Source organism: Photobacterium marinum (assembly GCF_000331515.1).
GTDB lineage: Bacteria > Pseudomonadota > Gammaproteobacteria > Enterobacterales > Vibrionaceae > Photobacterium > Photobacterium marinum.
This window is the reverse complement of sequence record NZ_AMZO01000006.1, coordinates 467284-478378: the sequence shown is the minus strand read 5'-3', so window position 1 is coordinate 478378 and position 11095 is coordinate 467284. Positions and strand designations below refer to the sequence as shown.

The window sequence follows — 11095 nt, the reverse complement described above, 5'->3', positions numbered from 1 at the left end:
GTAAAGCAAAGCGAACAGGCAAAAAAAAAGCGAGCCTCTGCTCGCTTCGAAAAATTAAGCCTAATCAAGCAACATCCATATTGCTGAGAACCATTACATGATAGAGAATAGCATTCTGTTTAAATACCGCATAGATGCCTTTATACGAAATTGTGACCAACTTCTCACTACAATTCATTTCATAAAAACCATCATTTCCTCGTAGCTCAAATAACACCCAATGCATAGCGGCTTATTGCTTATGTATAACAAGTCAGATGTATTATTCTTATATCAAGACCATGGAATGCTCTGATTGGATCAGATTATTATTCAGTTTGGTATAAGATCTGCTGCATTCGACACATTTTCTCTCGGGTTTGTTCCTTAGGAAGTTCTTCTATGCAGGTCGACCTGGCTCCCCTGATATTCGAGCTCTGCACTATTGTCATCAGTGCCGCAGTTCTGGGGACGCTTTTCCTCTATGCTCGCCAACCGATTATTCTGGCTTATATTGCTTCAGGGATGCTGATCGGTCCATCCGGACTGGCCTGGATCCGCAGCTCAGAAGACATCACTCAAATAGGTAATCTCGGTGTTATCCTGCTGCTGTTTCTCATCGGGCTTAACCTGCAACCGAAGAAACTCATTAGCCTGTTTAAGGAAAGTGCATTTATCACTCTGGGAACCTGCTGCTTTTTCTTTACCGGGACACTGATTTTCGCACTGGCGATCCAATTGCCTCTGATTGATGCCCTGATTATTGCGGCTGCTTTGATGTTTTCCAGTACCGTTATTGGTCTGAAGCTGATCCCAACCACCACCCTCCACCACCAGCGCGTTGGGGAGATGATGACCAGTATCCTGCTAATGCAAGACATTCTGGCTATCAGCGTGATCATTTTCCTCAACATCGGTGATGGCGGAAACAGCCTCCTGCTAGCGTTTGTAATGATGCTGCTAAAATTTGCTGCTTTATGTTCCCTTGCTTTCCTTGGCGTACGTCACCTTATCCTTCCGCTGTTCCGACGTTTCGATGTCATTCAGGAGTACAGTTTTATCACGACTCTGGGCTGGTGCCTGTTCTGGGCCGAGCTAAGTCATCAGGTTGGGTTATCTTATGAGAGCGGCGCTTTTATTGCCGGGATTTCAATTGCGGTTAGCCGGGTTTCGCAGGCGATATCTGTTCACCTTAAACCACTGCGGGAGTTCTTCCTGATCCTGTTCTTTTTTGCTATCGGTGCCAGAATGGAGCTGTCAGGAAGTGATTTCTACAGCTTGCTGGGAGTTCTGTTTGGGGCAATGTTAGTAGCCATCAAGGCATGGGGGTTTTCAAAAGCATTTCATCTGGCCAATGAAAAACCGACAATGATACAGGAATTAAGTGCAAGGCTAAGTCAGGCAAGTGAGTTTTCATTTTTGGTAGTCTATGCTGCCATTAATGCCAATCTGCTTTCAATGGAAGCCAGCATGTTCATCCAAACTGCGACGATGACCACCTTTGTTATATCTACTTACTGGGTGGTGAAACGCTTCCCGACACCAATCTCTATCGCCAGCCATCTGCGACAAGATTAAGACCAGATGTCAGTGTAATCCTTCCCTAAGGCGACGATGTTTTCCCACCCGCAAAAGGAAAAGCAAAGTTCAAGGTGATCTGATCGTCATAAACAGTCATAGTAACAACCCGCTCTTCTGCTCTTTGCTGTGGATCTTTACTCAAATCAGCTGACAACCAATGCTCTATATTGCGATATCCAAGTTGATAAGCGCGTTGGAAAGCACTCTTATCCATAAACAGATATTCTCGCCGCACCAGAAAATCATAGCGATTAACCAATGCAAACATCTGATCATCCAGCGTCTGCCTGTCCAGAGTCCGGATACCGGCAAGTACATCTAACGCCTCACCGCTAACATTAAGATGCGCAAACACCATCCCCTGCCTTCTCAGCCCGGCCAGAATAGCATTGTAATTGGTCTGGGTCAGCGGCGCAGTAAACACAGCATGCTTTGCTTTATCACCTGGAACAAACACCGCCACCATACCATCAGTAACATTGAAGTCCTTACGCTGATCAAAACAAATTACCGGCTGGCTGTTATAGAGATCGGAACAATCAAAAGCGTCGGGCAACGAGCGTACATACTCAACATCATCATTGAAATTAAATTCGCTCAATAACGGAGGACTGTAAGCAAAAGTGCTCCCGGCCCAGATAACGGTACATACCGATAATGATGATCCAACAATTAATCGCCTGAAAACTGAAGCAAAGCAGAGAGACACATTAGACTCCACATAAATACAAACCGGCTAGTTGTACTCCTAGTTTGGCAAAACATCAATATTCTCGACAATGTTCATTTCATTGTTTCAGTTTCGTGATAAATAGCTAAGGCTTAAACAGGTACGTCCATATTTACGTTACGGTAATGGAATAAGCTCAGACTCACACCAGCTTTGCTGCTCAAGAACATACAGTATTTCTGAATACACATCTGTACTCTTTACCGCTTCAATAAACAACGGCGGAATATTCTTTGTTTCATCCAACGCTGAAACAAAACACTTATGTTCAGAGTTACTTAAAATCATCGCAGCCACAACAGTTCGGTTTAATTCGTCTTCTAATGATATACCAAGCTCTTTGGCTTTAAGAATTGCAGTGCATACTTTTTCCCGGCGCAAATGATTATCAAGGCAAGACTTCAGGTTATCCTCATCAAACTTTACACCCAGTGTTTTAAGCCAGTTCAAGTGTTCCCGTACGAAACTTTCCACTTTTACTTTACCCTCAAAATATAATTATCATTTAAACCGTGAAATCACGATTTCAGAATAGAATCCTTTATTTTAAATTTATTAGAGAGTGTATATTGTAAAAATAAACATCCCTAATTCTAGTCATTCATAAGTAATTGAAATTGATTAGAGTATTTAAGCAACCTCTGAAATAGCAATAACGATTAAGCTATTAATGGCGTAATCAAGAGCTACATTGAAACGGTTCTCATTCGGATGGCGTGGCATTATAAATAACACAAATCGAGTTACAAGCCATAATTCACAATGGGGATACTGGTCTAACCTGACAGAAATTAATCACCCATAATATCCACAAAGGAATTGTGAGTCATTATTGACACATTAACAATCCATACTAATTTTGAATTCAAATTTCACTTCAAAAAACCTCCTGTAATTTTAGTTCCATCAATTGCATAAGTTTACTTATTGAATTGCCAAACGGGTTTTCTATGTAAACAAACCAATGATAACAATATGATTTTAAATCTATTGAATTAGATATTTTACTCTATGATAAATAACTGACGATATTAGAAAAACGAATTAACTTTAGTTTAAAGCCTCTAAAGTAGCTATCTGAAAACAATTAGAATAGAAACTTCAATCGTTTGTTTTTACCGATACATCTCTTTATTGCACGTAAAACCCCCTAATACTTTTTCATTGCAACAATCTAGAAAGCAACATAAGATGCAGAAAAAAGTCAAACAATAAAATTATAAATAACGCTTTCCAGAGGTATATTCATGTATCTTATTCAGCCTGAAGATTTCCAAAGGCATATATTGATGGATGAGGACGGACAATTTTTTGCCACGTATAACGGTTACACATTCCGTAGTGTCTTTCAGCCTATTTTTCTATCAGACATTGATCTTTTTGCTTTTGAAGGACTGGTTCGTATTAAGGATGAAAACAACGAACCGGTGCGCCCGGATTTGTTCTTTCGCTCATCAGAATTAAGCTTTTTCGATACCATTAATCTCTCATTACTTTGCGCCAGCATTCACCTGAGAAATTTTGCTCAATCGGAACACAGAGCGAAGAAGCTGTTTATCAATGCATCTCCTTCCGTTTTTCAGATTTTATCCCATGATGAAAGAGCCATTCTGGCACTGACGAACCTGCTGCATTATCTTGGCTTGTCACCGGAACAGGTGGTCTATGAGATCATGGAGTTCGATGAAGGGGATATGGCAGAAGTTTTTTCTGGCATCAAAGTGCTTAATCGCTATGGAATCTCCATTGCGATGGATGATTTTGGTATCTGCGCTTCGAATAAATCCAGAGCTAAAATCTTGTTGCCGGATATCATCAAAATAGACAAATCCCTGTTGGATGACTTTGTTGCTCACCAAAGTAAAAGCCTAGAGGAATCACTATCCGTATGTCGACAAATCGGAGCTAAAGTTATTCTGGAAGGCATTGAGACACAAGATCAACTGGATAAGATTTCGCACCTGAACATAGATATGTATCAGGGATTTTTACTAGGCCGGCCACTAGCTCTGGAACCACAACCTGCACACTGATTGTACATACCAAACAGCAGGTAAAAAAAAGCTGTAACTCTAAGCCTCAAAGAGTTACAGCTAAACTACAGTCAGCATTAACGTAGTTAAAAAGCTCGGGTGATGATGGCCTATCACTGTCCTTCGGCACCCGAGAGCGGTTTTCATTTAAATCAGGCTTTATCCTTTTTGCTTCGTTCTTGTTGTTTTTATTAGGACATCCCTTCCGATTACATTGACCAGATGAAGAAGATCTGGGACTTCATACGAATAATGATGCCACGGATCACATCCAGGAAGTTCAGGAACGCAATTGGCTTTTCTGCACTAATCCAGGCAAGGCCAACTGAACCGACCGGAATGTCATACCCTTCATGCTCATCCAGCTTCAGGCGAACAAAGTGATGTTTGTTCATCGCATTCTGACCAGTGATCTGGCGAACGTTGTCGTCACGGCCCAGCAGGTTCCCCTGAGCTTCACCCGTCGCCTCAATAATGCCTTCTACTTCTGCATTGAAAATCTTGCCCGGGTACACTGCTGAGGTAAATTCAGCACGCTGACCCACTTTGACATTACGAATCGCCTGATGGTTAACACGCATCAGTACATACTTCTCATTGGTGTACATCTGAATTCGTGGCATCAGGCCTACATACTGCCCCTCACGCATGATGTAGTTTGTAAGGTAACCATCTGCCGGTGCGTATACTTTCGTGTGATCAAGATTCCACTGCGCCTGAGCCAGATTTTCCTGCTCACTGGCAACATCCACCATACGGCTGTTTACAGTAAGCCCTGATTTTTCCATCGCCAACTGGCTCTTATTGGCAAAGAGCTTGTCTTTTTCCAACTGTGATTCAAGAGAGATCACTTTCGCTTTAGCCACTTCAACAGCCGTACGCTGTTCATCCATCTTGCTCTCAGTAATGGTGTGATTCACTACCTTGTTCTGATCGATGTAACGCTTCAGCGTGGTCTGCTTGAGCTTGAGATCTTCTTTCGCAGCCACCAGCTGGTTTTTCGAGATCTCGATATCCTTAAGCGACGCGTTGTAATTCTCTTTGGCAATTCGTACGTCTTCCTCAGCGATAGAAAGTGACACCTCTGCCGCATCCAGCTTCGACTCCGCCTTGTTCAGCGCAATCTGATACTGCTCATCGTCCAGCGTGTAAATCAGCTGGCCTTTAGTCACCTGCTCATTTGGTCTAACGTAGATGCTATCAACATGACCCTTAATGTTGGTTGAAGCCGGACGAAGCTGAATATGCGGAGACTGCACTACAGAACCACCAGACAAATCCATCGGACTGAAGGTAATCAAACCGACCCAAACGAACAGCAGCCATCCGGCACCACCCAGAAACGCAAAGCCCTGAGTGAACTTATTCCAAGGCATCCCTACCATGCGAAGCAGATAAATGAAAAGCGTCCATACCGCTAAACCCTCAAGCATGTTCTGCCTCCTTATCAGCGTTTACTTCATCAGCAATAACCGCCTCTTGCTGAGGCAAGCTGTTCGACACGGCACCCTCTTCCGTTCCTTTCCAGATATCGCGAATACGGCGTAATGCTTGCTCACCGTCAACAAAGGCAATCACCACCGCAATTACCCACACCCAGTGCCAGATAAAGCCAATCCAGGTGAGCGCTGTTATCAGCCCGAGCTGATGATGCTCTTTACTGTGGGCTTTCTGAATAGGCAGCTCGTGTATTCTCCAGAAGCCGTAAATTGCCGCCGCAATGGTTCCCACAAGGACCACGGCAGCCATGACGTGCAACGCTGTGTCGACACCGCTATCGACAAAAGGCATGCTGACGAGACTCATCGTAATCAACTCCGTTCTAAGGATTTATAATTGTGTTTTTGTTGCGTCAGAGTGTGCAGGAAAACTGTGAATCGCGTCAGAATTCAGGTTTGATTTAATCAATTTAACCAATAATATGAAACAATCTATCCATACACACAAAAAATAATGTGCCACAGCATGAAAAGCACCACACCAAAACTGGATATCTCTTTTATTCGCTCAATCTTTATGAAGCCTGTCTCGGCTGGGCTGAAAAAACGCTATGGCATAGTGCCGGAAGAGTTAAGCATTCCAGCAAAAATTGTTTCAGAGCCGATGTGTCTGGTGCCTTTTATTGATGTACAAGGCTGGATGGAAGTTCTTGAAGATCGAATCGGTGATCCCGCCTACATGGTGGAAATTGCTGAATACCTGAAGTTTGATAATATGGGTTATTTCGGTGACTGGTTCCTCTCCAGTCCTGATTTGGCACTGGCTTTCAGGCGCATCAACTATGGTACCTCTTGTCTGCAATCCGGCGTCAGTTTTCACGGTGAGCAGTCGGGCAAGATCATCAAATGGACCTACGAAAATCACTTTAGTCAAGGTCGCGGACGGCTTCATGACAGCCTGCGTGTCGCCGCCATGTTCTACAACACACTGAAGCATTTCATGGGTGATGACTATAACCCGAAACATGTAGAAATCAGCGGCCCTCGCTGCGGTGATGGACAGGTCGAAGCCTTTTTCGGTTGTGATGTCCAATGGAACGCTCCGATGACCAAAGTATGGCTTGATATCTCAATACTCGAACATGGCAGTGCCAAACCCTTCATACCAAGACGGCCAATGCTGGTGTCCAACTTTCAGCTGGATGAGTTTCTCAACATGCCGCAACCTCATGACACGGCGAAAATCATGTACGAGATGGTCAACTACGCCCGCTACTACGGATTCCCGAACATAGATTTTGTTGCCGAACGTTTTCAGGTTTCCCGCCAGCAACTTCAGCGGCGGCTCCATGCCCTCGGGTGGAATTTCACCAATATCACCAACTATGTACTTTGTAATCAGGCGATTAAGTACATGCTTGATGATATGGAAATCAAAGATATAGCCAGAGAACTTGGCTATAACAACGTGCAGAGTTTCAGTAAGGCATTTCAGCGTCAGCGCGGTCTCACGCCGACGCAGTATAAAGACAGGTTACTTGAGCGAAGCCAGAGTTAGTTGGCGCTTACAATTCATCTTGAAGTGAGTATCAGGATCGATGTGATACCACATATCAAACAATGCCTCGTTTTTGCCCTGGAAAACAGGCTTGAAAAAAATCCGGTAACCGGTGAGATCGCGTCGGGTCGCATAGTCAAAAGGATTGGCATTAGACGGATCGGTAATGATCTCCCGACTTAGTTTCACTGGCTTGAGCATGTAATCATCATCTTTAGCCACATAGCGGTAATCGATAAACAGGTTGAACTCCAGTTGAGTCTGGTCATTCTCCTCATAACGCACCCACTCCTGGGAGGACATGGTCCCATCGGGCTTAAAGTCATAGGTGACCCAGCTTTGCTCATGGTTTTTTTCCTGTTCAGGAACACACTGCCACTTACCATCGACGGCCGGCAATGACGATGCAGCGGCCATGCCCGAGAAGGCTATACCTGCTACCAATACAAATCCATTTACCAAGCGATTCATGTGTCTCTCCGGTTTATCATCATGGTTACGACAACAATAACTTAACATCTCCCCAGTGCCAATAAGGAATAACGACATTTTTATATATAACAGGCATAAAAAAAGAGCTGTCACCAGCTCTTTTCTAACGTTCCCTCGTTATTGCCTATTAACTTTCACGTTGCTTGGCAGACATTTTTTCCAGGATCGCAGATATCGGCACAATCGGCCCCATCATATTGATCGTCAACGGCGAGCCAGATATCCCATAATGGATTTCAGATGCTTCAGAACTTGAGTAGTTATGCTTGTAGTTAAACATACCAACAGCCATATGCAGCAAATCAAAATCTTTTCGGTGGCATGATATATATGCTCGCCAGTACATAGCATCCAGCACTTCCCCAGGGTGGTCAGCCCGAATAATGAAGCGCCAGCTCCCCTCTTCTCCATAGAAGTCGAGCGGAAATGTCTTTTTTATTTTTCTTTTGCTTAACAAGGTAAACTTTCCACATAGCCAGCATGACAAATTGATTATGCAACGATTCGAGCAGAATGGAAGTGATTAGCGAGGAAAAGACGCAATTTTGACAAAATTGACGGAGTGCGTGGTTGCTATCTTCGTGAGCGTAACACAAAAAAATTTGAATTATCAGGCTTGTTAATTATTTTTCTATTCCTATAATGCTGAAAACCGGAGCGTCTGCCAACGCTCCGGTTTTTTTTTGCCTGCTCTTCGGTGACATAAATGCTATCTGCCAATAGCTGCATACCGAAAAGCAAAATTCGATAGATTAAGGAAAGACTAATGCGTATCGAACAAGACTTGAAACTGGGTTTTAAAGATGTACTGTTTCGTCCAAAACGTTCAACTCTAAAGAGCCGCTCTCAAGTTGAATTAACCCGCGATTTTACATTCAAGCATAGCGGTCGTCAATGGTCTGGTGTACCTGTTATTGCAGCTAATATGGATTCTGTTGGTAGCTTCGCTATGGCTAAAGCCTTGGCTAAGCACGGTGTAATGACTGCAATCCACAAGCACTACACTGTTGCTGACTGGGCTGAGTTCATTAAAAATAACGATACCAGCGTGCTGAATAATGCAATGGTATCTACCGGCACGTCTGATGCCGACTTCCAGAAAACCAAAGAAATCATGGAGATGAGCAGCGACATCATCTTCATCTGCATCGACATCGCTAACGGTTATTCTGAACACCTTGTCGAGTACGTTCAAAAGGTGCGCGCAGAGTTCCCGGATAAAGTAATCAGTGCTGGTAACGTTGTTACCGGTGATATGGTTGAAGAGCTAATCCTGGCTGGTGCGGATATCGTTAAAGTGGGTATCGGTCCGGGCTCTGTATGTACGACCCGCGTTAAGACAGGTGTTGGTTACCCTCAGCTTTCAGCAATCATCGAGTGTGCAGACGCAGCACACGGCCTTGGCGGTCGCATCATCGGTGACGGTGGCTGTGCCTGCGCAGGTGACGTATCAAAAGCCTTCGGTGGCGGTGCTGATTTCGTCATGCTTGGCGGTATGCTGGCTGGCCACGAAGAAAGCGGCGGCGAGCTGATTGAAAAAGACGGAGAAATGTTCATGAAGTTCTACGGCATGTCTAGCCAGAGCGCGATGGACAAGCATTCAGGCGGTGTTGCCAAGTACCGTGCTGCTGAAGGAAAAACCGTACTATTGCCATTCCGTGGCCCGGTTGAAAACACCATCCAAGATATCCTTGGCGGTGTGCGCTCAACCTGCACGTACGTTGGTGCGGCGAAGCTTAAAGAGCTAACAAAACGCACTACTTTCATCCGTGTTCAGGAACAAGAAAACAACGTTTTCGGTAAAGAGTAAACTCGGAATTTCCGAATAATTTAAGGCCGCTTTTTAGCGGCCTTTTTCATGCCCCAAATAGGCAAGTGGCGACAGATACTCTCTCACATCAAGATATGGTGGTCATACTAGAGCACTCCCATCACTCTTGTTATTCAATCTCAACGATAAATATCTTCAAGAAGAAACGTATCGAGTTAGGATCCAGAAAAGAAAACATCAAACACAGCACATTCTGTTGTTATAAGAAATTAAAATCAGTTACTTGGGCTCGATAAATTTGCCGCTTGCCCGCGCTAGAGTCCGCTGTCCCTTACTAATTTGGGCTTCCAGCTGATAGATACCGTGTCTTTTCCCAAACAGAGAGGCCGAGACCCTTATCTGGTCACCAATCTGAATCGGTTTCATAAAGCGTACTACCAGTTCAGCAGTCAGGGCCTTTATCCCTTGAATAAAAAGGCAATGTGTCATCGCCGCATCCATCAAGGTGCTGGTCATGCCGCCGTGCAGCAAGCCGTTATAACCCTGATGCCGAGGTGTTACATCAAATACAGCCGTAACGCCCTTCTCACCATCGAGTTCAAAGCTCAATTGTAGAGAATCAGGGTTACTAGCCTGCTCGCCGCATACCATACAGTAGGTATGGGCCTGTTTTGCTACCTGATATTGTGGCATTTAATCTGATACTCCCGAGCTTAAACTGCTCAAATGATCCGACCACTGCCGCCTTCGCTACCTTATCCGACAGAGCCATCTTTAGCTGTTTAGATGCCTCGTCTTCCGTGCAGTGGCACAGGAATAATAAACCTGGGGTTTAGGTCAATCAGCGCAGCAATCGTTGCCTGCATACGCTGCTTAGAGACCCGTTTAGATGCAGCACGCCAATAATAATACCGGCGATTCTGGATTCACCGCTTACCCGACATATATGCTGCAGTGTTCTGATCTGGCCTGAGTAGCAAAAGTCAGCTGATATTGCCTGGATGGCCATAGTGCCCATGAGTGAGCACTAGATAATCGCCCCAGGTAAGATCGCATCCCATCGCCCTGGCATTAGAGAACAGGATGTTATTGTCATCGGTGTTATCAACAAAGATTCGAAATGTAAGATGCTGTACCACAGCCAGGCCCTTTAAAACGTCAACAAACCCTAGTTAGTGATCACAGGCATTCACGCCAGATACTAGCGTTCCGTCCAGATAGGCGTTAACCAGAGACTCAGGCGTTTCAGCTGGCGCACCGACAATCACCTCGATAGCCTGCTGGCCAAACAGCTGCTTAGCTTTCTGTCCCATTCCGCCAGAAATCACCAGATTAACCTCTCTCTCGCCAAGCCAGCGAGGCAGCAAGCCCGGCTCGTGCGGCGGCGCATCGATGTCATTTCGGCCGGTGATCTTCTTGGCTTGTTGATCCACGTTCATAATCGCGAAGCTTTTACAGTGGCCGAAGTGTAGGTTAAGCAGGCCGTTAGCGACCGGTATTGCAATTTTCATC

At 44.7% G+C, this 11095-nt stretch carries 13 protein-coding genes; 4 read left to right on the top strand and 9 right to left on the bottom strand.

What is annotated here, in order from left to right; all coding sequences use genetic code 11:
- Positions 1-381: 381 nt before the first annotated feature.
- The gene (locus C942_RS06515) at positions 382-1557 is read left to right on the top strand and encodes a cation:proton antiporter (RefSeq protein ID WP_007463817.1); all 1176 of its coding nucleotides are present in this window, start codon (positions 382-384) and stop codon (positions 1555-1557) included.
- A gap of 25 nt (positions 1558-1582) precedes the next feature.
- Here C942_RS06515 and C942_RS06510 read toward each other — a convergent pair whose 3' ends face one another.
- Together C942_RS06510 and C942_RS06505 are read right to left on the bottom strand one after the other, a co-directional pair.
- The gene (locus C942_RS06510) at positions 1583-2161 is read right to left on the bottom strand and encodes a hypothetical protein (protein ID WP_007463816.1); all 579 of its coding nucleotides are present in this window, start codon (positions 2159-2161) and stop codon (positions 1583-1585) included.
- A gap of 246 nt (positions 2162-2407) precedes the next feature.
- Positions 2408-2764, bottom strand: coding sequence for a hypothetical protein (locus tag C942_RS06505; RefSeq protein WP_007463813.1), 357 nt, complete (start codon positions 2762-2764; stop codon positions 2408-2410).
- Positions 2765-3537: 773 nt separating this feature from the next.
- Here C942_RS06505 and C942_RS06500 point away from each other — a divergent pair.
- Positions 3538-4323: an EAL domain-containing protein gene (locus tag C942_RS06500; RefSeq protein WP_036798925.1), complete on the top strand. Its 786-nt coding sequence runs from the start codon at positions 3538-3540 to the stop codon at positions 4321-4323.
- A 209-nt stretch (positions 4324-4532) separates the two neighbouring features.
- Here the strand turns inward: C942_RS06500 and C942_RS06495 are convergent, their stop codons facing one another.
- Together C942_RS06495 and C942_RS06490 are read right to left on the bottom strand one after the other, a co-directional pair.
- Positions 4533-5756 (bottom strand): HlyD family secretion protein, encoded by a 1224-nt coding sequence (locus C942_RS06495; RefSeq protein ID WP_007463809.1) that lies wholly within the window; start codon positions 5754-5756, stop codon positions 4533-4535.
- Positions 5749-6129, bottom strand: coding sequence for an MFS transporter (locus tag C942_RS06490; RefSeq protein ID WP_083882314.1), 381 nt, complete (start codon positions 6127-6129; stop codon positions 5749-5751). Before C942_RS06490 ends, C942_RS06495 begins: the two co-directional genes overlap by 8 nt.
- Positions 6130-6288: 159 nt before the next feature.
- Between C942_RS06490 and C942_RS06485 the strand changes: the two genes are divergently transcribed.
- Entirely contained in the window at positions 6289-7320 is a 1032-nt protein-coding gene (locus tag C942_RS06485; protein WP_007463806.1) for an AraC family transcriptional regulator, read from the top strand.
- Here C942_RS06485 and C942_RS06480 read toward each other — a convergent pair.
- Together C942_RS06480 and C942_RS06475 are read right to left on the bottom strand one after the other, a co-directional pair.
- The gene (locus tag C942_RS06480) at positions 7297-7791 is read right to left on the bottom strand and encodes a hypothetical protein (protein ID WP_007463804.1); all 495 of its coding nucleotides are present in this window, start codon (positions 7789-7791) and stop codon (positions 7297-7299) included. The two genes, C942_RS06485 and C942_RS06480, sit on opposite strands and share 24 nt — an antisense overlap.
- A 148-nt stretch (positions 7792-7939) precedes the next feature.
- Positions 7940-8269 (bottom strand): hypothetical protein, encoded by a 330-nt coding sequence (locus C942_RS06475; protein WP_007463802.1) that lies wholly within the window; start codon positions 8267-8269, stop codon positions 7940-7942.
- 309 nt (positions 8270-8578) lie between these two features.
- On the opposite strand from C942_RS06475, the gene C942_RS06470 reads away from it, so the two are divergent.
- The gene (locus C942_RS06470) at positions 8579-9622 is read left to right on the top strand and encodes a GMP reductase (protein WP_007463800.1); all 1044 of its coding nucleotides are present in this window, start codon (positions 8579-8581) and stop codon (positions 9620-9622) included.
- 240 nt (positions 9623-9862) lie between these two features.
- On the opposite strand, the gene C942_RS06465 is transcribed toward C942_RS06470, so the two are convergent.
- The 3 genes from C942_RS06465 to C942_RS06460 form a co-directional block, all read right to left on the bottom strand.
- Complete coding sequence (locus tag C942_RS06465) at positions 9863-10276, bottom strand: PaaI family thioesterase (protein ID WP_007463798.1); 414 nt, start codon at positions 10274-10276, stop codon at positions 9863-9865.
- A 290-nt stretch (positions 10277-10566) separates the two neighbouring features.
- Positions 10567-10722 carry a hypothetical protein gene (locus C942_RS25015; protein WP_007463795.1) on the bottom strand — a complete coding sequence of 52 codons (156 nt, stop codon included), beginning with the start codon at positions 10720-10722 and terminating at the stop codon, positions 10567-10569.
- A 33-nt stretch (positions 10723-10755) separates the two neighbouring features.
- Entirely contained in the window at positions 10756-11094 is a 339-nt protein-coding gene (locus C942_RS06460) for a NifB/NifX family molybdenum-iron cluster-binding protein (RefSeq protein ID WP_007463793.1), read from the bottom strand.
- Position 11095: the final 1 nt, after the last annotated feature.

Bases quoted from the DNA above. Each gene is read 5' to 3' on its own strand.
- C942_RS06460 (WP_007463793.1), bottom strand. From the start codon at position 11,094: ATGAAAATTGCAATACCGGTCGCTAACGGCCTGCTTAACCTACACTTC.
- C942_RS06485 (WP_007463806.1), top strand. From the start codon at position 6,289: ATGAAAAGCACCACACCAAAACTGGATATCTCTTTTATTCGCTCAATC.
- C942_RS06490 (WP_083882314.1), bottom strand. From the start codon at position 6,129: ATGAGTCTCGTCAGCATGCCTTTTGTCGATAGCGGTGTCGACACAGCG.
- C942_RS06465 (WP_007463798.1), bottom strand. From the start codon at position 10,276: ATGCCACAATATCAGGTAGCAAAACAGGCCCATACCTACTGTATGGTA.
- C942_RS06480 (WP_007463804.1), bottom strand. From the start codon at position 7,791: ATGAATCGCTTGGTAAATGGATTTGTATTGGTAGCAGGTATAGCCTTC.
- C942_RS06500 (WP_036798925.1), top strand. From the start codon at position 3,538: ATGTATCTTATTCAGCCTGAAGATTTCCAAAGGCATATATTGATGGAT.
- C942_RS06515 (WP_007463817.1), top strand. From the start codon at position 382: ATGCAGGTCGACCTGGCTCCCCTGATATTCGAGCTCTGCACTATTGTC.
- C942_RS06495 (WP_007463809.1), bottom strand. From the start codon at position 5,756: ATGCTTGAGGGTTTAGCGGTATGGACGCTTTTCATTTATCTGCTTCGC.
- C942_RS06470 (WP_007463800.1), top strand. From the start codon at position 8,579: ATGCGTATCGAACAAGACTTGAAACTGGGTTTTAAAGATGTACTGTTT.